This window comes from Streptomyces sp. NPDC090499 (genome assembly GCF_044769305.1).
Classification (GTDB): Bacteria; Actinomycetota; Actinomycetes; order Streptomycetales; family Streptomycetaceae; genus Streptomyces.
Map to the genome: position 1 here is coordinate 517,604 of NZ_JBIVXP010000006.1, position 24,009 is coordinate 541,612.

Annotated in this window: 16 protein-coding genes and 1 pseudogene; 8 read left to right on the plus strand and 9 right to left on the minus strand. The window is 72.0% G+C overall.

The genetic code is table 11. The features are described 5' to 3' along the window. Positions 1-56: 56 nt before the first annotated feature. Positions 57-533 (minus strand): hypothetical protein, encoded by a 477-nt coding sequence (locus ACIQVL_RS25145; RefSeq protein ID WP_403429771.1) that lies wholly within the window; start codon positions 531-533, stop codon positions 57-59. 433 nt (positions 534-966) lie between these two features. Here ACIQVL_RS25145 and ACIQVL_RS25150 point away from each other — a divergent pair, with 433 nt between their 5' ends. From ACIQVL_RS25150 to ACIQVL_RS25170, 5 genes and pseudogenes are all read left to right on the plus strand, one after another. Then, the gene (locus ACIQVL_RS25150) at positions 967-3,801 is read left to right on the plus strand and encodes a nitrate- and nitrite sensing domain-containing protein (protein ID WP_403476393.1); all 2,835 of its coding nucleotides are present in this window, start codon (positions 967-969) and stop codon (positions 3,799-3,801) included. Then, on the plus strand, positions 3,798-4,232 hold the full coding sequence (locus ACIQVL_RS25155; RefSeq protein ID WP_293993347.1) for a roadblock/LC7 domain-containing protein: 435 nt from the start codon (positions 3,798-3,800) through the stop codon (positions 4,230-4,232). Before ACIQVL_RS25150 ends, ACIQVL_RS25155 begins: the two co-directional genes overlap by 4 nt. A gap of 9 nt (positions 4,233-4,241) precedes the next feature. After that, on the plus strand, positions 4,242-4,637 hold the full coding sequence (locus ACIQVL_RS25160; RefSeq protein ID WP_366353410.1) for a DUF742 domain-containing protein: 396 nt from the start codon (positions 4,242-4,244) through the stop codon (positions 4,635-4,637). Positions 4,638-4,661: 24 nt separating this feature from the next. Beyond that, positions 4,662-8,301: pseudogene (locus ACIQVL_RS25165) on the plus strand (hydantoinase B/oxoprolinase family protein). Then, the gene (locus tag ACIQVL_RS25170; RefSeq protein WP_403429774.1) at positions 8,282-8,887 is read left to right on the plus strand and encodes a GTP-binding protein; all 606 of its coding nucleotides are present in this window, start codon (positions 8,282-8,284) and stop codon (positions 8,885-8,887) included. Before ACIQVL_RS25165 ends, ACIQVL_RS25170 begins: the two are co-directional and overlap by 20 nt. A gap of 60 nt (positions 8,888-8,947) precedes the next feature. Here ACIQVL_RS25170 and glpK read toward each other — a convergent pair whose 3' ends face one another. The 5 genes from glpK to ACIQVL_RS25195 form a co-directional block, all read right to left on the minus strand. Further along, on the minus strand, positions 8,948-10,465 hold the full coding sequence (glpK, locus tag ACIQVL_RS25175) for a glycerol kinase GlpK (protein ID WP_403429776.1): 1,518 nt from the start codon (positions 10,463-10,465) through the stop codon (positions 8,948-8,950). A gap of 109 nt (positions 10,466-10,574) precedes the next feature. Next, positions 10,575-11,312 carry an MIP/aquaporin family protein gene (locus tag ACIQVL_RS25180; RefSeq protein ID WP_403429777.1) on the minus strand — a complete coding sequence of 246 codons (738 nt, stop codon included), beginning with the start codon at positions 11,310-11,312 and terminating at the stop codon, positions 10,575-10,577. A gap of 305 nt (positions 11,313-11,617) precedes the next feature. Further along, positions 11,618-13,258, minus strand: coding sequence for a GGDEF domain-containing protein (locus tag ACIQVL_RS25185; protein WP_403429779.1), 1,641 nt, complete (start codon positions 13,256-13,258; stop codon positions 11,618-11,620). A 111-nt stretch (positions 13,259-13,369) separates the two neighbouring features. After that, positions 13,370-14,560 carry a lipid-transfer protein gene (locus ACIQVL_RS25190; RefSeq protein ID WP_403476394.1) on the minus strand — a complete coding sequence of 397 codons (1,191 nt, stop codon included), beginning with the start codon at positions 14,558-14,560 and terminating at the stop codon, positions 13,370-13,372. Further along, complete coding sequence (locus tag ACIQVL_RS25195) at positions 14,557-15,003, minus strand: Zn-ribbon domain-containing OB-fold protein (protein ID WP_403429783.1); 447 nt, start codon at positions 15,001-15,003, stop codon at positions 14,557-14,559. The genes ACIQVL_RS25190 and ACIQVL_RS25195 overlap by 4 nt, the downstream gene beginning before the upstream one ends. A gap of 194 nt (positions 15,004-15,197) precedes the next feature. Between ACIQVL_RS25195 and ACIQVL_RS25200 the strand changes: the two genes are divergently transcribed. Then, positions 15,198-15,731, plus strand: a complete 534-nt coding sequence (locus tag ACIQVL_RS25200) for an NUDIX domain-containing protein (RefSeq protein ID WP_351719183.1) — start codon at positions 15,198-15,200, stop codon at positions 15,729-15,731. Positions 15,732-15,741: 10 nt separating this feature from the next. Here ACIQVL_RS25200 and ACIQVL_RS25205 read toward each other — a convergent pair whose 3' ends face one another. Continuing rightward, positions 15,742-18,102 carry a TIM-barrel domain-containing protein gene (locus ACIQVL_RS25205; RefSeq protein ID WP_403476395.1) on the minus strand — a complete coding sequence of 787 codons (2,361 nt, stop codon included), beginning with the start codon at positions 18,100-18,102 and terminating at the stop codon, positions 15,742-15,744. A gap of 214 nt (positions 18,103-18,316) precedes the next feature. Here ACIQVL_RS25205 and ACIQVL_RS25210 point away from each other — a divergent pair, with 214 nt between their 5' ends. Next, positions 18,317-20,293, plus strand: a complete 1,977-nt coding sequence (locus tag ACIQVL_RS25210; protein WP_403429787.1) for an acetoacetate--CoA ligase — start codon at positions 18,317-18,319, stop codon at positions 20,291-20,293. Between the two features lie 86 nt (positions 20,294-20,379). Beyond that, positions 20,380-21,273: a hypothetical protein gene (locus ACIQVL_RS25215; protein ID WP_403429789.1), complete on the plus strand. Its 894-nt coding sequence runs from the start codon at positions 20,380-20,382 to the stop codon at positions 21,271-21,273. Positions 21,274-21,353: 80 nt separating this feature from the next. On the opposite strand, the gene ptsP is transcribed toward ACIQVL_RS25215, so the two are convergent. Beyond that, the gene (gene ptsP, locus ACIQVL_RS25220; protein ID WP_403476396.1) at positions 21,354-23,024 is read right to left on the minus strand and encodes a phosphoenolpyruvate--protein phosphotransferase; all 1,671 of its coding nucleotides are present in this window, start codon (positions 23,022-23,024) and stop codon (positions 21,354-21,356) included. A gap of 123 nt (positions 23,025-23,147) precedes the next feature. After that, a complete protein-coding gene (locus tag ACIQVL_RS25225) occupies positions 23,148-23,597 on the minus strand; it encodes a PTS glucose transporter subunit IIA (protein WP_403429793.1) in 450 nt (149 codons plus the stop codon). Positions 23,598-24,009 lie beyond the last annotated feature (412 nt).

The following is a 24,009-nucleotide window of genomic DNA, read 5'->3' on the forward strand; positions in this document are numbered from 1 at the left end:
GTCGCCCCCCCCACGGCACCGGGCACGGCGGTCTCGGGAGGTGCGTCAGGGGTGTGTCAGGGGTGCGTCAGCTGTCCGGTCTGGCTCTGGCCGCCCCGCCGCCGTATCCGCTCCTGTTCGCGCGCGGCGGCCCGCTGCTGCCGCCGGGCCGTACGCCGCTCGCGGCGGAGGCTGCGGGCCGTGCTGCTCGGCTCCGAGACCACGCCGTAGCGCTGGTTCCACACCTGACGGGTCACCAGGACGTCGACCGCGCTCCAGGTGGCCACCACCGTGCTCACCACGCTGCTGATCACCATCGGGAACGCCAGCCAGGACTCCGCCATCGTGCAGAAGAACGCCACCATGGCCAGGATCAGCGTGACAGAGATGATGATCACCGACCGCACCGCCGCCGTCCGCACCGGGTCCGGCATCCGGTACCGCTTGGCAGGCTCCTCGACCCACAACGTCCGGTACTGCGCCTGCTGTTGCCGCACCGTCAAGTGCGTGGCCGCGCCGTCCTCGGGCGCCAGGCGCCGCTCAGCCGTCCCCATCAACGTGTCACTCCCCACCGCCGGCAAGCCCTCGCACCGGTGTCCGACGACCCCGGCTCCCCAGTGGCTGCCCGGCTTGCGCTGTTTTACGCCGCCCGGATCAGAGATGCGGCTCCTGTGGCCGAATCCGCACTCATCACCCGTCTACAAGGACGAACGAACTCGCCCGATGATTCCCGACCAGGGAAAAATTCCGGCCAACTGATCCTTCGTGCCGTTCCCGCCCTACTCGCGTGAAGTCGACGCGATCGCGGTGGCAATCTCCCGCAATGCCCGGACAACTCGTCCTTCCTGTCCGTCATGTCCGCACACCCAGGCGGAAGTTCACCGTCCGGACAGTTCTTCGAGTTATCCCTGTGACGGTAGTAGGCTCGCGCCGTTTGTTGACGTACACGTGTACCCCCGGCCGGCGGGGGTCGAGCTGGGGGAGGCCATGCGCTTTCGCGGGAAGTCGATCCGCCGGAAGATCGTGGCGCTGCTTCTCGTGCCGCTGGTGTCCCTGACGGCCGTCTGGGGATTCGCGGCCGTGCTCACGGGACGCGAGGTCACTCACCTGTTCCACGTGTCGGCGATCGTCGAGGACCTCGGCTACCCCACCGAGGACGCGGTCCGCGCTCTCCAGCAGGAACGCCGGCAGACCCTGGTCTATCTCGCCGACCCGCGCGCCTCCGACGCGCTCAGCGCCCTGAACCGCACGCGCGCCGCCACCGACGAGACCGTGGCCGAGCTCCGCCGGAACGCCCGGGAACAGCGCGTACGCGACGGCCTGGACGCCGAGGACAACGACCGCCTCACCGCGGAACTCGACGGTCTCGACGGCATCGCCCCCCTGCGCCGCAGCGTCGAGCAGGGCACCGTGGACCGCGCCCAGGCCTTCGGCCTCTACAACGCCGTCGTCGACCCCTGCTACGCGCTGCTCGGCTCCCTCGACGGCATCGACGACGTCGAGATGGACAAGCAGGCCCGCGCCCTCGTCAACATCACCCGCGCCCGGGAGCTCGTCTCCCGCGAGGACGCCCTGCTGGGCTCCGCTCTGGTGGTCGGGAAGGTCTCCCGGGAGGAGACCCGCGAGATCTCCGACCTCATCGCCCAGCGCACCCTCCTCTACGACATCAGCCTCCCGCTGCTGCCGGCCGGCGAACGCGACCGCTTCGACCGCTTCTGGAGGAGCGCCACCACCGCCCCGCTGCTGGCCGCCGAGAAGTCCGTCCTCGCCGCCGGGTCCGGCATGCCGAACGACGTCGGCGCCAAGAGCTGGGACGCCACCGCCGGCACGGTGCTCGGCGAACTGCGCACCCTCGACGACCAGGTCGGCGACCGCTTCCAGGACCGCGTCCGGCCCGTCTCCGTCACCGTGATCGTCCAGGCGGCCGTCGTCGGCGTCCTCGGTGTGGTCGCCGTACTGTTCTCGCTGGTCGTCTCGGTCCGGGTCGGCCGCAGCCTCATCCGCGACCTGCGGCTGCTCGGCCAGGAGGCGCACGAGGCGTCCGGGGTCCGGCTGCCGAGCGTGATGCGCAGGCTGTCCGCGGGCGAACAGGTCGACGTGGAGACCGAGGTCCCGCGCCTGGAGTACGACAGGAACGAGATCGGCGAGGTCGGCCAGGCCCTCAACACCCTGCAGCGCGCCGCCGTGGAGGCTGCCGTCAAGCAGGCCGAACTACGCGCCGGTGTCTCCGAGGTCTTCGTCAACCTCGCCCGCCGCAGCCAGGTCCTGCTGCACAAGCAGCTCACCCTGCTCGACTCCATGGAACGCAGGACCGAGGACACCGACGAACTCGCCGACCTCTTCCGCCTCGACCACCTCACCACCCGTATGCGCCGGCACGCCGAGGGACTGGTCATCCTCTCCGGCGCCGCGCCCTCACGGCAGTGGCGCCGGCCCGTCCAGCTCATGGACGTGGTGCGCGCCGCCGTGGCCGAGGTCGAGGACTACGAACGCATCGAGGTCCGCCGGCTGCCCCGCGTCGCCGTCACCGGACCCGCCGTCGCCGACCTCACCCACCTCGTGGCCGAACTCCTCGAGAACGCCACGGTGTTCTCGCCGCCGCACACCGCCGTGCAGGTCCTCGGCGAGCGCGTCGCCAACGGCTTCACCCTGGAGATCCACGACCGGGGTCTCGGCATGGCGGCCGAGGCGCTCCTGGACGCCAACCTGCGGCTCGCCGAGACACCCGAGTTCGAGCTCTCCGACACCGACCGGCTCGGCCTGTTCGTGGTCAGCCGCCTCGCCCAGCGCCAGAACGTCCGCGTCTCGCTCCAGCCGTCGCCCTACGGCGGCACCACCGCCGTCGTCTTCATCCCCGACGTCCTGCTCACCGACGACGTCCCCGACACCAACGGCGTCGGCTTCCGTCTCGACCGCGGCCGCCCGGCCAGGGAGGCCGAGCCCGACGAGAGCCGCGCAGGCTCCCTGGCCCAGGTGTCCGGGCAGCGGCCCGGCCTGCCGGCCGCACTGCTGGACGGCCCGGTCGAGCTGGAGGCACCCGTCGACCTGGACGCGCTGGACGACTTCCCGGGCGCCCTCACCGACGACGACAGCGAGCGCGGCGGCCTGTTCCGCCCCCGCCGCTCCCTCGCCGACGCCGCGGACGACCCCACGCCGGCCGTGACGGAACTCCGCCACCCGGGCCGCGAGACCGCCGAGCGCTTCGGCGAGGAGCACCCCGGCGGCCCCGTGCCACTGCCCGTACGGCGGACGCCCAAGCTGGTCAGCTCGCACGGCAGGCCGGTCACCGAGCAGCGCTCGCGTCGCGTCGGCCCGGACGAGCGCGCCCCGGGCGACCAGGGCGGCCCCGAACCCGGCGGACTCGCCCCACTGCCCTCCCGCCGCCGCACCGACTCGTCCTCGCACCGCACCGTCGGCCCGGCCGACCGCGTCGAGGAGCGCACGGCACCCCGGGCCGGCGGCCCGGACGAACCCCCCGGGCCCCCCGCCCTGCCCCGGCGCACCCATCGCTCCGCGGACACCCCCGGCAGCGGCACCGACGACTCCGTCCCGCCCCCCGGCAGCACACCACCGGAGGCCGCGTCCGGCACCCGGCCGCTGCCCAGGCGGGTACGGCAGGCCAACCTGGCCCCACAGCTGCGACAGGAACCCGCATCACCCACCGCGCGCGAGCCGGAACCCGTCGAGCGCGACGCCGACGAGGTCCGCAGCCGCATGGGCTCGCTCCAGCGCGGCTGGCAGCGCGGCCGTGCGGAGAACGCCGAGGGCGAGGGCTCCCGGGACAGCACAGCACAAGGAACGACTAAGGGGGACGGTCGATGACCGATCCGAAGGCGACCGGCCACACGGCGACGAACAAGGGCGAGCTGAACTGGCTGCTGGACGATCTCGTGGACCGGGTCGCCAGCATCCGCAAGGCCGTCGTCCTCTCCGGCGACGGCCTGCCCACCGGGGTGTCCAAGGACCTCACCAGAGAGGACAGCGAGCACCTGGCCGCCGTGGCCTCCGGCTTCCACAGCCTCGCCAAGGGCGTCGGCCGGCACTTCGAGGCGGGCAGTGTCCGGCAGACCGTCGTCGAGCTCGACGACGCCTTCCTGTTCGTCACGGCCGCCGGTGACGGCAGCTGCCTCGCCGTCCTCTCCGACGCGGACTCCGACGTCGGCCAGGTCGCGTACGAGATGACTCTCCTGGTCAAGAGGGTCGGCGTACATCTGGGGTCCGCTCCGCGCACCGATCTGCCCTCGGGCGGGTAGTGGGATGACATGAGCGGAGACGGTCAGGGAAGAAGTCACTGGTTCGACGACGAGGCCGGACCGGTCGTCCGTCCGTACGCGATGACACGGGGCCGCACCACCAGTGCGGCCCAGCACCGGCTCGACCTGATCGCGGTGGTCGTCACGGAGCCGCACGTGGACGACCCGGACGACGACCGGACGCTGTCCCCGGAACACGTGGACATCGTCGAGCTCTGCCGTGACGCACCGCAGTCGGTCGCCGAGCTGGCCTCGGAACTCGACCTCCCCGTCGGAGTGGTCCGGGTCCTGGTCGGCGACCTCGTCGACGGGGAACTCGTCCACGTCAACCGGCCGGTACCCCCGGCCGAGCTGGTGGACGAGAGTATTCTGCGCGACGTGATCAACGGCCTCCGGGCGCTGTGACCGGCGCGGAAGCGGAGTAGTGACGTGACAGGCTGGCAGTTCTGGGTCGACCGTGGCGGTACGTTCACCGACGTCGTCGCGCGGCGCCCGGACGGCCGGCTGCTCACCCACAAGCTGCTCTCGGACAACCCGGCGCGCTACGCCGACGCCGCCGTGGCCGCCGTACGCGAGCTCCTGGAGGGCTCCGGCGCCTCCGTCGACGCCGTCCGGATGGGCACCACGGTCGCCACCAACGCCCTGCTCGAACGCAAGGGCGAGCGCACCCTCCTCGTCATCACCCGCGGCTTCCGTGACGCACTGCGCATCGCCTACCAGAACCGCCCCCGCATCTTCGCCCGCCGCATCGACCTGCCCGAGCTGCTGTACGAACGGGTCGTCGAAGCCGACGAGCGGATCGCCGCCGACGGCACAGTGCTGCGCGCACCCGACCTGGACGCCCTGGCAGGCCCGCTCCAGCAGGCGTACGACGACGGGATCCGCGCGGTCGCCGTCGTCTGCATGCACAGTCACCTGTATCCCGCCCACGAGCAGGCGATCGGCGAGCTGGCCGCCCGCACCGGCTTCCCGCAGATCTCGCTGTCCAGCGAGGTCAGCCCCCTGATGAAGCTGGTCCCGCGCGGCGACACCGCCGTCGTCGACGCCTACCTGTCGCCCGTGCTGCGCCGCTACGTCCGCCATGTCGCCGACGAACTCGAAGGCGTCCGGCTGATGTTCATGCAGTCCAACGGCGGGCTCGCCGAGGCCGGGCAGTTCCGCGGGAAGGACGCCGTGCTCTCCGGTCCGGCCGGCGGGATCGTCGGCATGGCCCGGATGTCGCAGCTGGCCGGCTTCGACCGGGTCATCGGCTTCGACATGGGCGGCACCTCCACCGACGTCTCCCACTTCGCGGGCGGCTACGAACGGGTCTTCACCACGCAGATCGCGGGCGTCCGGCTGCGCGCCCCCATGCTGGACATCCACACCGTCGCCGCGGGCGGCGGCTCGGTGCTGCACTTCGACGGCGCCCGCTACCGCGTCGGCCCGGACTCGGCGGGTGCCGACCCCGGCCCGGCCTGCTACCGGGGCGGCGGACCGCTGGCCGTCACCGACGCCAACGTCATGCTCGGCCGGATCCAGCCGGCCCACTTCCCCCAGGTGTTCGGGCCGAGCGGGGACCAGCCGCTCGACGCCGGCCTGGTCCGCGACCGCTTCACCGAGCTCGCCCGGGAGATCCGCGAGCGGACCGGCGACGACCGCACCCCCGAACAGGTCGCCGAGGGCTACCTGAGCATCGCCGTCGCCAACATCGCCAACGCCGTGAAGCGGATCTCCGTCCAGAAGGGCCACGACGTCACCCGCTACGCCCTCACCACCTTCGGCGGGGCCGGCGGACAGCACGCGTGCATGGTCGCCGACTCGCTCGGCATCCGCACCGTCCTGGTGCCACCCATGGCCGGGGTCCTGTCCGCGCTCGGCATCGGGCTCGCCGACACCACGGCCATGCGCGAACAGTCCGTCGAGGCCCCCCTGGAACCCGCCGCCATGGCCGGCATCCGCAAGACCGCCGACGACCTGGAGGCCGCGGCCCGCGCCGAACTCCTCGCCGAGGACGTCCCCGAGGACCGCGTCGAAGTCACCCGCCGCGCCCAGCTCCGCTACGACGGCACCGACACCACCCTCACCGTCGAACTCACCGAGCCCGCGGCGATGAAACACGCCTTCGAAGAACGTCATCGCGCCACGTACTCCTTCACGCTCGACCGCCCGGTCGTCGTCGAAGCCCTCTCCGTGGAAGCCACCGGCATCACCCAACCCCCCGATCTCTCCGCCCTCGCCCCCTACGAGGGCACTCCCGCCGCCCCGGAGACCGTCTGCCTCCACACCGGCGGCGCCTGGCGCGACGTACCCCTGCACCGCCGTGAGGCCCTGCCCCCCGGCGAAGCCGTCACCGGCCCGGCGATCATCACCGAGGCCAGTGCCACGACCGTCGTCGACGACGGCTGGCGGGCCGCGGCGACCGGCGACGGGCATCTGGTCATGGAACGCGCGACGGTCACGCAGAGTTCCGATCTCGACACGAAAGCGGACCCGGTCCTGCTCGAGGTCTTCAACAACCTCTTCATGTCGATCGCCGAACAGATGGGCGCCCGCCTGGAGTCGACGGCCCAGTCCGTCAACATCAAGGAGCGCCTCGACTTCTCCTGCGCCCTGTTCGACCCGGACGGGAACCTGGTGGCCAACGCCCCGCACATCCCCGTCCACCTGGGCTCCATGGGCACCAGCGTGAAAGAGGTCATCCGCAGCCGCGGCACCTCGATGCGCCCCGGCGACACCTACGCCGTCAACGACCCCTACCACGGCGGCACCCACCTGCCCGACGTCACCGTGATCACACCGGTCTTCGCCACGGAGGGTGACCGGATCCTCTTCTACGTCGCCTCCCGCGGCCACCACGCCGAGATCGGCGGCATCGCGCCGGGCTCGATGCCGGCGAACAGCCGCACCATCGAGGAGGAGGGCGTCCTCTTCGACAACTGGCTGCTCGCCGAGAACGGCCGGTTCCGGGAGGCCGAGACGCACCAGCTGCTCGCCGGGGCCCGCTACCCCAGCCGCAACATCCCCACCAACCTCGCCGACCTGCGCGCCCAGATCGCCGCCAACCGCAAGGGTGTCGACGAGGTCGGCCGGATGATCGAGGAGTTCGGCCTGGACGTCGTCCAGGCCTACATGCGGCACGTCCAGGACAACGCGGAGGAAGCGGTCCGCCGGGTGGTCGACGCCCTCGACGACGGCGCGTACGCCTACAAGACCGACTCCGGGGCGGTCATCCGGGTACGCGTGCGCGTGGACCGCGCCAACCGGCGTGCGACCGTCGACTTCACCGGCACCTCGGCCCAGCTCGCCACCAACTTCAACGCCCCGTTCGCCGTCGTCAACGCGGCCGTGCTGTACGTCTTCCGCACCCTCGTCGCCGACGACATCCCGCTCAACGACGGCTGCCTGCGCCCGCTCGACATCGTTGTGCCGCCCGGTTCGATGCTCGCCCCCGAGCCGCCGGCCGCCGTCGTCGCGGGCAACGTCGAGACCTCCCAGGCCATCACCGGCGCCCTCTACGCGGCGCTCGGCGTCCAGGCCGAGGGCTCCGGGACCATGAACAACGTCACCTTCGGCAACGAACGCCACCAGTACTACGAGACCGTCGCCTCCGGTTCCGGAGCCGGTGACGGCTTCCACGGCGCGTGCGTCGTACAGACCCACATGACCAACTCCCGGCTCACCGACCCGGAGGTCCTGGAGTGGCGGCTGCCCGTCCGCCTCGACGAGTTCGCCGTACGCGCGGGCAGCGGCGGCGCGGGCCGCTGGCACGGCGGGGACGGCGCGGTCCGCCGCGTCCGCTTCCTCGAACCCATGACCGTCTCCACCCTCTCCCAGCACCGCCGCGTGCCGCCGTACGGCATGGCCGGGGGCGAACCCGGCGCGCTCGGCGCCAACCGGGTGGAGCGGGCCGACGGCACGGTCACCGAACTCGGCGGCAGCGATGCCGCGGACGTCGGCCCCGACGACGTGCTCGTCGTCGAAACCCCGGGCGGCGGCGGGTACGGACGCCCGTCACCCGGCCCCGTCAATGACCTATCAACGACCCCATCAAGCAGGAGAAGAATTCGATGATCTTCGGGCGATCTGAGCGTGGCAAGCCCCCGGTCGAGCCCGTCACGCTCAAGATCCTCGTGGCCGGCGGCTTCGGCGTGGGCAAGACGACCCTGGTCGGCGCGGTCAGCGAGATCCGGCCGTTGCGCACCGAGGAACTGCTCACCGAGGCCGGGCGACCGGTCGACGACACCTCCGGCGTCGAGGGCAAGCACACCACCACCGTCGCGATGGACTTCGGCCGCATCACCCTGCGCGAGGACCTGGTGCTGTACCTGTTCGGCACGCCCGGCCAGGAACGGTTCTGGTTCATGTGGGACGAGCTGGCCGAGGGCGCGCTGGGAGCCGTCGTACTCGCCGACACACGCCGCCTGGAGGACTGCTTCGCCGCCGTCGACTACTTCGAGCGGCGTTCCATACCCTTCCTCGTCGGCGTCAACTGCTTCGAGGACGCGGCCCGGTACCCGGTGGAGTCCGTCCGCAAGGCCCTCGACCTCGACCCGGACGTACCGATCGTGCTCTGCGACGCCCGGGACCGCGAGTCGGTCAAGGAGGTGCTCATCGGCGTCGTCCGGCACGCGATGGCGTACGCGGCGGCCCACCGGCAGACCGTCACCACCTGAACGGCGGCGGCACGGCCCGTACCCCCGCCGACCGAGGTACGGGCCGTGGTCCGGGGGTGGTTACTCGCCGTCCTCCAGCCAGCCGAAGCTCTTCTCCACCGCCTTGCGCCAGTTCGCGTACTCCCGTTCGCGTACCGCCGCCGCCATCGTGGGCGTCCACTCCATGTCCTGCTGCCAGTGCGACCTCAGCTCGTCCAGGTCGTTCCACACCCCGGTCGCCAGGCCGGCCGCGTAGGCGGCGCCCAGACAGGTCGTCTCGGAGACCCGGGGCCGGATCACGGGTACCCCGAGGACGTCCGCCTGGTGCTGCATCAGGAGGTTGTTCTTCGTCATGCCGCCGTCGACCTTCAGGGTGGTGATCGGCACCCCCGAGTCCTGGTACATCGCGTCCACGACCTCCCGCGTCTGCCAGCTCGTCGCCTCCAGGACCGCGCGGGCGAGGTGCGCCTTGGTGACGTACCGGGTCAGCCCGGTGACGACCCCGCGCGCGTCGGAGCGCCAGTAGGGCGCGAACAGGCCGGAGAAGGCGGGCACGATGTAGGCGCCGCCGTTGTCGTCGACGCTCGCCGCCAGTGTCTCGATCTCGTCGGCGGCGCGGATGATGCCGAGCTGGTCGCGGAACCACTGGACGAGCGCGCCCGTTATGGCGATCGAACCCTCCAGGCAGTACACCGGCGCCTCGGTGCCGATCCGGTATCCCATCGTCGTCAGCAGCCCGCTCTTGGACGGCACCGGCCGGTTTCCGGTGTTGAGCAGCAGGAAGCTGCCCGTTCCGTAGGTGTTCTTCGCCGTGCCGACGTCGTAGCAGGCCTGCCCGAAGACCGCCGCCTGCTGGTCGCCGAGGGCGGACGCCACCGGCACTCCGGCGAGCTGGCCGACGGCGGTGCCGTACACCTCGGCGGACGACCTGATCTCGGGCAGCACCGCCTCGGGGACGTTCATCGCGGCGAGGATGGCGGGGTCCCACTGGAGGGTCTCCAGGTTCATCAGCATGGTGCGCCCGGCGTTGGTGACGTCTGTGACGTGCCGGCCGCCGTCGGTGCCGCCGGTGAGGTTCCAGATCAGCCAGGAGTCGATGGTCCCGAAGGCGATCTCGCCGCGCTCGGCCCGGTCCCGCAGTCCGGGCACGTTGTCGAGCAGCCAGGCCGCCTTGGGGCCGGAGAAGTAGCTGGCCAGGGGCAGCCCGGTCTGCTCGCGGAAGCGGTCCTGCCCGTCGCTGCCGCCGAGTTCGCGGCACAGGGCCGCGGTGCGGGTGTCCTGCCAGACGATCGCGTTGTGCACGGGCTTGCCGGTGGCGCGGTCCCACAGGACGGTCGTCTCGCGCTGGTTGGTGATGCCCAGCGCGCTCAGCTGGTCGGCGCGCAGCCCCGCGTTGGCCAGCGCCCCGGCCACCACGGCCTGCACCTTGGACCAGATCTCGGTGGCGTCGTGCTCCACCCAGCCCGGCTTGGGGAAGATCTGTCGGTGCTCGCGCTGGTCGACGGCGACGATCGCGCCGCCGTGGTCGAAGATGATGCAGCGGCTCGACGTGGTGCCCTGGTCGATTGCGGCGACGTACTTCTCGGCGGTGTCCGTCATGGCTACCCCTTGGTCGCTGGGTCGGAAGGCTTCGTGGGTGGGAGGGCCGCGCAGGGCCGGGGGCGCGTCGGGCCGGGGGACCGCGCGGACCCGGGACGTCCGCGCCGAGTCAGAAGGCCGCGTGGTAGATCAGGCCCGCGAGCGCCCCGCCGATCAGGGGGCCGACGACCGGTATCCAGGCGTAACCCCAGTCCGAGGTGCCCTTGTTGGGGATCGGCAGGAAGGTGTGCACGATGCGCGGGCCGAGGTCGCGCGTCGGGTTGATGGCGTAGCCGGTGGGGCCGCCGAGCGACAGCCCGATGCCGACGACGAGCAGCGAGACGATCAGCACGGTGGTGCCGGACTGGCCGAGCCCCTTGGTCAGCCCGAACGCGAGGATCGGCAGGACCAGCGCGATCGTGGCGATGATCTCGGTGACGAGGTTGGCGACCGGGTTCCGGATCTCCGGGATGGTGGAGAAGATGCCGAGCGTCGGTGTCGGCTCCTCGCCCGACTCCTCGTCGGGCACGTTGGCCTGGAACTGGGCCAGGTAGACCAGATACGTCAGGACGGCGCCCAGCAGCGCACCGACGAGCTGGCCGAGCAGGTAGACCCAGACCTTGCCCCACTTCCCGGTGTCGACGGCGATGCCGATGGTGACCGCGGGGTTCAGCTGCCCGCCGGAGAGCGGAGCGGCGGTGTAGGCCCCGGCGAGCACACCGAATCCCCAGCCGAACGCGATGGCCACCCATCCCGCGGCCCGGGCCTTGGAGTGTCTCAGGGTGACCGCGGCGCAGACACCCGCACCGAACAGGATCAGAATGGCCGTGCCGATGACTTCGCCTACGAAGATGTCTCCGTTGCTCATGGCGGCTCCTAGGGCGCTGGCCGGGGGGCGACCCCGGCGCTTGAGCAGGAACGGTTCCCTTGGCGACGTCAGCCGAAGGCAGGGAAGGTCCCGCGCCCCGCCCGGCGTCCATGACGAGCGTGCCGTAACGGCCGAATCGCCCATGGGGGAGGGAGCCTCGAGACAGGAGCGGCCCATGGCGCAGTGCCTGAATACGCCGAGAATGTACGGCGATGTCGACCGACACCGGAAGTTTTCACCGGCACTCGGGGGGCGTCAAGGTCGCCGACGGCAACGATGACGGGCAACCCGCCGGAGCGCACCTGTCACGGCTCCACCGCCGCGCACCCGGCCTGGGCCGGGTACGCGTCCGAGCCGCGCCGGATCTCGTGTCCGGGCAGTCCCGCCCGCCCCAGCACCCAACTCGCCCCGTAGAGCGCCTTGGCGGCCTTCTTGAGCGGTGCCAGGCAGGCGGCCGCCTGCCGGTGATCGGCCACGCTGCCGGGGCCGCACACGACGGTGGCCAGGGACAGCGTGACGGGGCGCCCGCCCGCGGACCAGGGCGCGTCGAGCAGGGCGGCGACCCGGTCCAGCCCGGCCTCGTCGGCGAGCACCAGGAAGTCGTCCCCGCCGATGTGCCCCACGCGCGCGTGCCCGGCGGCGGACTCCTGCAGCGCCCGCCCCACCGAACGGATCAGCTCGTCGCCCGCGGCGAACCCGGCGCCGTCGTTCACCTGCTTGAAGTGGTCGATGTCGAGCCAGCTCAGCGCGAAGACGCGGCCGTCCGCGAGCCACCGGTCCACCTCGCCCGTGATCGCGTCCGAACCGGGCAGCCGGGTCAGCGGGTTGAGCCCGGCCGCCTCCTCGACGCGGGTCTCGGCGAGCGCCCGCACCAGGTCGGCGAGGCGTACGACGCCCACGCAGCGCCCGAGCCGGTCGACGACGGTCACGTCGTCGGAGGTGCGGTCCGGGCCGCCGACGGCCACCACGTCCAGCACCTCCCAGGCGGTCGCGTCGATGCCGACCGTGCGCGGGGCGTCGCCCAGCTTGAAGGCCGGGCGGTCCGCGTACAGGGCGTGCCCATAGCGGCCGGACATCGACAGCAGGAAGCGGGAGCGGTGCACGGAGCGGACGGGGGCGCCGGTCTGGTCCACCAGGAGGACGCCGGAGACGTCCGGGGAGCCGGTCAGCAGCGCCCGTACCTGCAACGCGGACGCGGTGACCGGCAGGAGCGCGGCGGGCCGGATGAACTCGCGCACGGACGGCCCGGAGCGCGGTGGCGGTACGGCGGCGGGGGAGGACGGCGGAACGTATACCTCCGCGACCGGGATCCGGGCCGGTGGCGCGAACAGCTCGCCCTGGGCCAGTTGCGCCCCGGCGGACACCGCTGCCGCGTGCTGGAGTTCGGTCTCCACGCCCTCGACGGCCACCAGGGCGCCGAGTTCCTCGCACAGGGTGCGCATCGCCCGCACCGCGGCCGGCCGGGCGAGCAGGGAGGCGTCGAGCTTGAGCAGGTCGGGGGAGAGGTCGGTGAGCAGCCGCAGCGGCACGTCCCCGTCCCCGATGCCGTCCGCGCTGATCCGGAAGCCCTGGCCGCGCAGCACCGCCACGGCCTCCAGCAGGGCCCGCTGCGGCACGTGCGTGTACGGCGGGACGATGTCCAGGGTGACTTCCCAGGGCATCCGTCCGGCCTCGCGGACGGCCTCGGGCAGCGGTCCGATGCCGCCCAGGTCGGCGAGGGTGGCCGCGAAGACGTTGATGTGCAGCGGCAGCAGCGTCTCCTTGCGGGCCGCCGCGCGGAGGGCCGACACCGCCAGACGGCCGTCGAGTTCGGGATTCCGGCGGGCTTCGCCGAGGATGTCGCCGGTCTCGGGGCGGGCGAGGATCTCCAGTGCGGCGATCCCGCCGGTCGTCAGATTGACCACCGGCTGGAAGGCGAAACGGAGAGCATCCGTCCAGGTGCGCACGGGAGCATGATGACGCCACCGGCGTACGCCCATGGGCAGTTCATGAGACGTTCACGCACCATTTCGGGGTGGTCACACAGGGTATGCGCCCCTGCGGTCACACCCGTCCCGTCAGCGCACCGCTATCACGGACGAGCCGTGCCCGAACAGGCCCTGGTTGGCCGTGATCCCCACGCGCGCGTGCGCCACCTGGCGGTCGCCCGCCGCGTCTCGCAACTGCCAGGTCAGCTCGCAGACCTGGGCGATCGCCTGGGCCGGCACCGCCTCCCCGAAGGACGCGAGGCCGCCGCTGGCGTTGACCGGTATGCGGCCGCCCGGGGCCGTGGCGCCCTCGCGCAGCAGCTTCGCCGCCTCGCCCTCGGCGCACAGCCCGAGATCCTCGTACCACTGCAACTCCAGCGCGGTGGACAGGTCGTAGACCTCGGCGAGGGACAACTCCTCGGGACCGATGCCCGCCTCCTCGTAGGCGGCCCGCGCGATCGATGCCCGGAAGGGCTCCGGGGGCGGCTCCACCGCCGCCGCGGAGTCCGTCGCGATGTCCGGCAGGTCCAGTACCGTGCTCGGGTAACGGGGTGTGACGGTGGACACCGCGCGGATCCGCACCGGCCGTGGCACCCCGTGCCGACGCGCGAACTCCAGGCTCGACAGCACCAGCGCGGCCCCGCCGTCGGAGGTGGCGCAGATGTCCAGCAGCCGCAGCGGATCGGCGACCACCTGGGAGGCGGCGACCTCCTCGGCGGTCACCCGCCTGCGGTAGCGGGCGTACGGATTGAGCGCACCCAGGGCCGCGTTCTTCACCTTGACCAGGGCGAAGTCCTCGGGGGTGTCCCCGAACACCGCCATCCGGCGCCGTGCGTACAGCCCGAAGTACGTCGGGTTCGTCGCCCCCAGCAACCTGAAGCGCAGCCAGTCGGGATCCTCCGGCCGGTCTCCTCCGGCGGGTCGGAAGAAGCCCTTGGGTGCCGCGTCCGCCCCCACCACGAGCACCACGTCCGCGAGGCCCGCCAGGATCTGCGCCCGCGCCGCGGCGACCGCCTGGGCCCCGGACGCGCACGCCGCGTACACGCTCGCCACCCGCGCCCCCTGCCAGCCCAGCGCCTTCGCGAAGGTCGCACCCGCCACATAGCCCGGATACCCGCCGCGCACGGTGTCCGCGCCCACGACCGAGCCGATGTCCCGCCACTCCAGTCCGGCGTCCGCGAGCGCCGCGCGGGCCGCCGCCGTCCCGTACTCGACGAAGCTCCGGCCCCACTTGCCCCACGGGTGCATGCCCGCGCCGAGCACCGCCACGTCCGCACTCATGCCGCCACCCCCGTCGGCCGCCAGTGCCAGGTCGTCCAGGTCGTCTCCGCGTCCTCGCCCAGGACTCCGGGGACGACCTCGACCTCCATGCCCACCGCCAGATCGGCGACGGTGATCCCGGGAACCGCCTGCCCCAGCACCACGATCCGCTCGGACTCCAGCTCCACAGCGATCAACGCGTACGGCTCCCACGGAAGTTCCGGGTCGCTCACATAGGGTGACGGGGGGCGGTACCTGCTGTCGGTGTACGACCAGATCCGTCCGCGCCGGGAGAGCGGGACCTCCTCCAGGTCGCCGCCCTTGCAGCCGGGGTTGCGGCAGTGGACGTCCTCGCGCGGGAAGAAGACCGAGGCGCAGTCCGCGCAGCGGGTGCCCAGCAGCCGGAATCCGTCCCCCTCGCCCGTGAACCAGCCGTCGACCGCCGGTGTGCGTGTATGCGACAAGGCTCCTCCAGGACACGAAATCTGACGGAACGTCAGAAGTGTGCCACGGGCCGCCGGGACTGGACAGGCCGCGCGGGAGGATCCCGCCGCGCCGCCCGCGCCCGGCTCCAGGCCGGAGGATGTCCGTTCACTTCCGGAAGGAGACGTTCCTCTGACCGTGAGACGTCGTTCTCCTGATCGGATAAAGTCCGCGCGTGTCCGAAAATCAGCACCCAATTGCCAACTCCGCTCCGGACTCGCACTGTTCGAGCTGCGGAGCGGCCTACGGAGAGAGAATCTCCGGCTGGCCCCGCACCTGCCCGGCCTGCGGCCACGTCGCCTACCGCAACCCGCTGCCGGTGGCGATCGCCCTCCAGCCCGTCTACGACACGAAGGGCACCGCCCTGGTCGTCATCACCCGCACCGTGGCCCCCGCGCGCGGCGGCACCGCGCTGCCCGGGGGCTACGTCGACGACCGTGAGGACTGGCGGCACGCCGTCGTCCGCGAACTCAAGGAGGAGACGGGCATCGACGCGGCCGCCCGCGACGTACGGCTCGTCGACGCCATGAGCTCACCCGACGGGCACCTGCTGCTGTTCGGCCTCCTCCCGGAACGCCCGGCCGAAGGCCTCCCGCCCTCGGGCGCGACCGACGAGACCGAGGGCTGGCACCTGCTGCGCCGCCCCGAGGAGCTCGCCTTCCCGCTGCACAGCGTGGCCGTACGCGCATGGTTCGAGGGCCGCTACTGAGCCCGCCGGCTCACTCCAGCCCTCTGACCTGGACGGGCCGGGACGGCTCGCGCACGCCGCTCTCGTCCTCCCGCCGGACCACCACGTGCCGGCCATCCCAGCGGGCGACGTAACGCTCCATCTCCGGCTCCTCCCAGCCGTCGCCCGCATCCGGCACGAACAGCCCGCCTCCCGTCCGCCCCCGGGCGGGTGCCCACACCTCAAGCCGCGTCCCGCCGTCCTCGTCCCGCACGGGCAGGACGGCACCCGCGCGTGCCAGCACCGGGATCCGCGACAGCGGGGCATCGACGAGCACCTGCCCGGGACCCTCGTACGCCTTCTCGGTCACCGTGTCGTACCAACGCCCGCGGGGCAGCTGCACCGCACGCCGGTCGGCACCCGGATCCAGCACCGGAGCCACCAGCAGGGCGTCGCCCAGCAGGAACGCGTCCTCGCAGTCACGCAGCGCGCGGTCCTCCGGCGCACCCCACCACACCGGCCGCACGTACGGCGCACCGGTCCGCCGGGCCAGCTGCGCCAGCGTCATGAAGTACGGCAGCAGACGCCGCCGTTCGAGCAGCGCCACGCGCGCGTGCTCCAGCACCTCGGCCCCGTACTCCCACGGCTCCCGGCGCCCCGCCCGCATGCTCGCGTGCGTCCGGAACAGCGGCAGATACGCGCCCAGCTGGAACCAGCGAAGAAACAGCTCCGGCGACGGACTCCCGTCGAAACCGCCCACGTCGGGACCCGAGTACGGCACCCCACACAACCCGAGCCCCAGCACCAGCGACAAGGACGCGCGCAGCCCCGGCCAGCCGGTGGCGACGTCACCCGACCAGGTGCCGCCGTACCGCTGCATACCGGCCCAGCCCGAGCGGGAGAACAGGAACGGCCGCTCCCCGGGCGCGAGTCCGCGCAGGCCCTCGTAGGCCGCCCGCGCCATGCAGAGCGCGTAGACGTTGTGTGCCTCCCGGTGGTCGCCGCCGCGCCCCTCCAGGGTGTGCCGCGCCGAGCGCGGCAGCGTCGACTCGCCGAACGCGCTGAAGGACGTCGGCTCGTTCATGTCGTGCCAGAACCCGGCGAACCCCAGCGCCAGCCGCTCCTCGTACAGGCCGCCCCACCACGCGCGCACGCGCGCGTCCGTGAAGTCGGGGAAGACCGCATCCCCGGGCCACACCACCCCCTCCACCGTCCGCCCCGACGGATCACGGACGAAGGCGTCGACCGCCGTCCCGCTGTCGTACACCGTGTTGCCCGGCTCGGCCTTCACCGCAGGGTCGACGATCGACACCAGCCGGATCCCGTCCCGCCGGAGCTCCTCCGCCAGGGTCGGCAGCTTCGGGAAACGCTCGTGATCGACCGTGAACACCTGGTGGGCGTCGTAGTGGTCGATGTCCAGATGGACCGCGTCCAGCGGCAGACCGCGCTCCTGGTAACCGGCGACGATCCGCCGCACCTCCTGCTCGCTGCCGAAACCCCAGCGCGCGTGGTGATGGCCCAGCGCCCACGTCGGCGGCAGCGCGGGCGCGCCCGTGAGCGACGCCCACGTGTGCAGCACGCGCGCGGGAGTGCCCACCATCACCCAGCAGCGCAGCGGACCGCCGTCCATCCGCAGCTCGCAGCGCCCGGTCCGGTCGTGCCCCGAACCGGCACCCTCCTCGCCCTTCCGGAGCGTCACCGTCCCGTCCCACGAACTGTCGTGGAACACCAGATGCGCCGCCGCGTCCGCCACCACCAACTGGACCGGCATGGTGACGTACAGCGGATCGTCACCGGGCCCGAAGGCACGGCCGGGATCGGTGTTCCACAACCGGTACGTGCCGTCCCGCAGCCGCGGCCCCGAGGCACGCCCGCCCAGACCGAAGAACCGCGCGTCCGCGGCCACCTCCGACCGCTGCACCCAGCGCGCCGCACCCCCGCCCACCGGCTCCCACCAGCGCGGCGGCAGATCCCGCCGCAGCAGCACGCCACCCGGCGTGCACACCTCCACCGCGCCGTGCCGCGAGACACTGACCCTCACCCGCTCCGCCACGACCCGCCAGCCCCCGTTGGTGTCCGGTTCGAGGACCGCCCGCGGATCCGGCTCCGGGCAACGCCCCGCGAGCGCGTACGACGGCTCGGGACCGGCTCCGTCCCAGCCCCAGAAGACCGCCCCGTTCACGGCGACCGTGATCCGCAGCTCGGACCGGCTGAACCGGAGCACACCGCCGCCCGGCCCCGGCTCCGCGCCCTGCACCGGCCCCGGCACCCGGGCCCGCTCCGCCCCCCGCGCGGGCAGCCCGGCGGCATCGATCCGCCTCCTGCGCCACGCGGCCCGCACGGTACGCAACCCCTGAGCCGCCTTGCTCGAACCGACCACTCTTACCGAACGCACCAGGTCACGACCGTCCATGCTGCTCACCCTGCCACTCAGCGCTCCACACGCGCGTGCCGTTCAACTGGCATTCACCCGTGCCGGGACCACATCTTCACGACACGGACTATGTGGAGCGCACCCTGGTGTAGAAGTCGATCACATGGCATCGTCCCTGTCAGCCGCGTCACGCGCACACCCCAGCCCGTGCGCGTCCCACGTACACAATGCGCAGAAGCCCGGGAGCCGCCCCATGTCGACCGCGAACCCCCAGCCGCTCTGGCAGCCCGATCCGCAACGGATCGCCCAGGCACGCATCACCAGCTTCCAGTCCTGGGCGGCAGAGCACCACGGAGCCCCCGGCGACGGCGGGTACCCGGCCCTGCACCGCTGGTCCGTCGACCACCTGGACACCTTCTGGCAGGCCGTCACCGAGTACTTCGACGTACGGTTCTCGACGCCCTACGCGCGCGTGCTCGGCGACCGCGCCATGCCCGGCGCCCAGTGGTTCCCCGGCTCGCGGCTGAACTACGCCGAGCACGCCCTGCGGGCCGCCGCCACCCGCGCGGACGAACCCGCCCTCCTGTACGTCGACGAGACCCACGAACCCCGCCCGGTCACCTGGGTGGAACTGCGCCGCCAGGTGGGCTCCCTGGCCGCCGAACTCCGCGCCCTCGGCGTCCGCCCCGGCGACCGCGTCAGCGGCTACCTCCCGAACGTCCCGCAGGCCGTGGCCGCCCTCCTCGCCACCGCCGCCGTGGGCGCCGTCTGGACCTCCTGCGCCCCCGACTTCGGCGCCCGCAGCGTCCTGGACCGCTTCCAGCAGGTCGAACCCGTCGTCCTGTTCACCGTCGACGGCTACCGCTACGGCGGCAAGGAACACGACCGGCGCGAGATCGTCGCCGAACTCCGCCGTGAACTGCCCACCCTGCGTGCCGTCGTCCACATCCCGCTGCTCGGCACCCCGGCCCCCGAAGGCGCCCTGGAGTGGTCGGCCCTGACCGCAGCCGACACCGAGCCGGAGTTCGAACAGGTCCCGTTCGACCACCCCCTGTGGGTGCTCTACTCCTCCGGCACCACCGGCCTGCCCAAGGCCATCGTCCAGTCCCAGGGCGGCATCCTGGTCGAACACCTCAAACAGCTCGGCCTGCACTGCGACCTGGGTCCCGAGGACCGCTTCTTCTGGTACACCTCGACCGGCTGGATGATGTGGAACTTCCTCGTCTCCGGCCTCCTCACCGGCACCACGATCGTCCTGTACGACGGCAGCCCCGGCTATCCCGACACCGGCGCCCAGTGGCGCGTCGCCGAACGCACCGGAGCCACCCTCTACGGCACCTCCGCCGCCTACGTGATGGCCTGCCGCAAGGCCGGCGTGCACCCCGCCCGCGACCACGACCTCTCCCGGGTGAAGTGCGTCGCCACCACCGGCTCGCCACTGCCCCCCGACGGCTTCCGCTGGCTGCACGACGAGTTCGCAGCGAGCGGGGCCGACCTCTGGATCGCCTCCGTCAGCGGCGGCACCGACGTGTGCTCCTGCTTCGCGGGCGCCGTGCCCACCCTCCCGGTCTACACCGGCGAACTCCAGGCCCCCGGCCTCGGCACCGACCTCCAGGCCTGGGACCCGGCAGGCCACCCCGTCATCGACGAAGTGGGCGAACTGGTCGTCACCAACCCCATGCCATCCATGCCGATCCGCTTCTGGAACGACCCCGACGGCAGCCGCTACCACGAGAGCTACTTCGACACCTACCCCGGCGTCTGGCGCCACGGCGACTGGATCACCGTCACCTCACGCGGCACGGTGATCATCCACGGCCGCTCCGACTCCACGCTCAACCGCCAGGGCGTACGGATGGGCTCCGCCGACATCTACGAGGTCGTCGAACGACTCCCCGAGATCAAGGAGTCCCTCGTCATCGGCGTCGAACAGCCCGACGGCGGCTACTGGATGCCCCTCTTCGTCCACCTCGCCCCCGGCGCGGTCCTCGACGAGGCCCTGCTGAACCGCATCAAGCAGGCCATCCGCGAACAGCTCTCGCCCCGCCACGTCCCGGACGAGGTCATCGAGGTCCCCGGCGTCCCGCACACCCTCACCGGAAAGCGCATCGAGGTCCCCGTCAAACGCCTGCTCCAGGGCGCACCCCTGGAAAAGGCCGTCAACCCCGGCTCCATCGACAACCTCGACCTGCTGAGCTACTTCGAGGACCTCGCCCGCAAGCGCGCCTGACGTCCGCGCCGCGCGCACCCACCCGCCGTTGTCAGTGGTGCCGGTTACTGTGAGTGAGCATTGATCGACCGCTCACTGGGGGAACCATGGCGCACACCGACCACCGGACCATGCGACGCGTCCTGCGCCGCGAGATCGCCGGCACCATCGGCCTGCTGACCGACGAACACGACTTCAGCGCCATGCGGCGCTACCGCACCTTCACCTTCGACGACCACCTCACCTACCTCCGCCAGATCGAAGCCCTCCTCAGGACCCGCGCCGCAGAGGGCACCCACACCACACTCGCCCTGTTCGACCCCGAGGAATACGCCGAGTTCTGCACAGCCACCGGCCTCGACCCCGACGACCCGGCCAGCCGCACCCGCTTCACCGCCGAACTCGCGGCCACCGGCCCCACCGTCCCCTACGACGGCCGCCCCCTCACCGACCTCGTCCCCGCCCTCGTCGACGAGGCCGTACGCCAGGCCACCTGGGAGTACGCGAGCACCCTCCTCGCCCGCCTCGGCCCCTGCCCCACCTGCGGCGAGGACGTCGGACGCGCCGCCTTCAACCGCGCCTCCCACCTCCTGACCCGCATCCTCGACACCGCCCCGCCAGGCAACCGGCACCTCGTGTGCAGCGTCTCCGGACCACCGGAAACCCTCGTCACCGTCCTCCACGCCGACCGGAACAGCGACGGCACCACCCACCTCGACGAGGCCGAAGCCCTCGAATTCACCAGCGTTCTCGCCCTCGGCCTCGCCACCAACAGCCCCGGCGGACTCGTCATGCGCACCAGCGCCGCCGGCACCCCCGACCGCGTCTACGGCTGGCGGCTGCGAGGCAACAACCTCGGGCCCCTCACCGCCGGCGAGGTCTTCGACGCCTACTGCACCGACGCCGAATCCGGAGACCTCATCTCACCTGAATCCGACGTCGACTACTGCGCGCCCCCCGACCTGGGCGACCAGGAGACGCCGTCCGGCCACCATCACTGAAACCACCGGGGGCGCCCCACCCACAGGTGGAGCGCCCCCGGAAGGACACCGGTAAGACAGCCGGTCACGGCCGCGGCCGACTACTCGCCGGACAGCACCGCCTGCGCCGCCACACGGGCTTCGTCCGCACTGTCGGTGGCGCGCGCGGCCGCCGCGGCCCGCTCGCACTGGGCCAGCGTGTACTTGGCCAGCATCGCCCGGACATAAGGAATCGACGCCGCACCCATGGAGAGGGAGGTGACACCCAGACCCGTCAGCACACACGCCAGCAGCGGGTCCGACGCGGCCTCACCGCACACGCCACAGCTCTTGCCCTCGGCCCGCGCCGCCTCCGCAGCCAGCGCGACCAGATCGAGCAGCGCGGGCTGCCACGGATCCTGCAGCCGGGACACCGCACCGACCTGGCGGTCAGCGGCGAACGTGTACTGCGCCAGGTCGTTGGTCCCCAGCGACAGGAACTCGACCTCCTGGAGGACCGAGCGCGCCCGCAGCGCGGCCGAGGGAATCTCCACCATCGCGCCGAACTTGGCCCGCAGCCCCGCCTCCCGGCAGGCGTCCGCGAACGCCTTCGCATCGGCACGGTCCGCCACCATCGGTGCCATGACCTCAAGATGGACGGGCAGCCCCTCGGCCGCCTTCGCCAACGCCGTCAGCTGGGTGCGCAGCACCTCGGGGTGGTCCAGCAGCGTCCGCAGACCACGCACGCCCAGCGCAGGGTTCGGCTCGTCCCCCGGCGTCAGGAAGTCCAGCGGCTTGTCCGCGCCCGCGTCCAGCACCCGCACGACGACCCGGCCCTCGGGGAACGCCTCCAGCACCTGCCGGTAGGCCTCGACCTGCTTCTCCTCGGAAGGAGCGCTCTTGCTGTCATCGAGGAACAGGAACTCGGTACGGAACAGACCGACACCCTCGGCACCGGCCGCCACCGCAGCCGGCACGTCCGCCGGACCGCCCACGTTGGCCAGCAACGGCACCTTGTGTCCGTCGGCGGTCGCGCCCGGACCGGTCGTGGCGGACAGCGCCGCCTTCCGCTCGGCGGCCGCCGCCGTCAGCGCGGCCTTCCGCTCCGCACTCGGGTTCACGAAGATGTCGCCACTACTGCCGTCGACGGCGACCACGATGCCCTCGGCCAGCTCCCCGGCACCCGGCAGCGCCACCACGGCAGGCACCCCGAGTGCCCGCGCCAGGATCGCGCTGTGGCTGGTCGGCCCGCCCTCCTCGGTCACGAAACCCAGCACCAGAGCCGGGTCCAGCAGCGCCGTGTCCGCCGGCGCCAGATCCCGCGCGACCAGCACATACGGCTCGTCACTGTCCGGGACACCCGGCATCGGAACTCCCAGCAGCCGGGCGACGATACGATTCCGCACATCGTCCAGGTCGGCCACCCGGCCGGCGAGGTACTCGCCCGCTCCGGCCAGTAGCTCGCGGTACGCGGCGAACGCGTCGTACACGGCACGCTCGGCGGTGCTGCCGACGGCGACCCTGCGGTCCACGTCGGACATCAGCTCGGGATCCTGCGCCATCATGGCCTGCGCCTCAAGCACCGCCTGAGCCTCGCCGCCGGCCAGGTTGCCGCGCGCCATCAGGTCGGCGGCCACGGCATCCACGGCCTGACGGGCACGCCCCTGTTCCCGCTCCGCCTCTTCCGCGGGGATCTGCTTGGCAGGCGGCTCCAGGACCGCCGTTCCCATGTGCCGAACCTCGCCGATCGCCACACCGTGGCTCACGCCGACGCCTCGCAGCGTTGTCTCCATCTCACCCGTCTCCGATAGTGCGGCGGGTCCCGCCGCCGCGGTGGTTGTCGTGCTCGCCGCCTGTTCCGTCGTACTGGTCGTACTAGGGGACGGCGGCGGGGTCGGTCGTCGGTCCGGGACGAGTCAGTTCCAGGCGAAGAGAGCGTCGCCGGACTTCACGTCACCGTCGTCACGGACGTCGGAGAGAGAGTCGGCGGTGGCCTCCAGGGCCACGACGGGGCAGACCGGCGACTTGCCGGCGGCCTCGACCTCGGCCGGGTTCCAGCGGATCACGGCCTGGCCGCGGGTCACGGTGTCGCCCTTGTTGACGAGCAGTTCGAAGCCCTGCCCGTTGAGCTGCACGGTGTCGATGCCGAGATGAGTGAGCACGCCGTGGCCCCTCTCATCCACCACGACGAACGCGTGCGGATGCAGGGAGACGACGACTCCGTCCACGGGCGCCACGACCTCAGAAGGCTCGCGCGCGGGGTCGATGGCAGTACCCGGGCCGACCATGGCCCCGGCGAAGACCGGATCCGGCACTGCGGCCAGCCCTACGGCGCGTCCGGCGAGCGGGGACGTCACGGTGGTCATGGGAAGCCTCCCAGGAGTGGTGCTGTTCACGAGCCGTCATCGCTTGTCCCGGACGGCACTGAGCAGCAGCGTATGTCAGATGAAGTGGCGGTTCCGCATGGAAGCTACCAGGTAGTGGTCTAGACCACCAGCCTATTCGATTTGCGCGGCCTTCGAGGCTCCGTGTACAGTCGTACTCCTGCCTGGGACCAAGCGGAGCGATAAAGCACCGCCACTCAGCAGCACCCAAACTTGTCAGATCCTAACTCGGGATCATCTTTCGCATGCCTGCGGGAGAGTGGTCAGAGGGCCGGAAAAACACTGATAGAGTTTGGAACACCGAAGGGAAGCCCGGAGGAAAGCCCGAGAGGGTGAGTACAAAGGAAGCGACCGTTCCTTGAGAACTCAACAGCGTGCCAAAAGTCAACGCCAG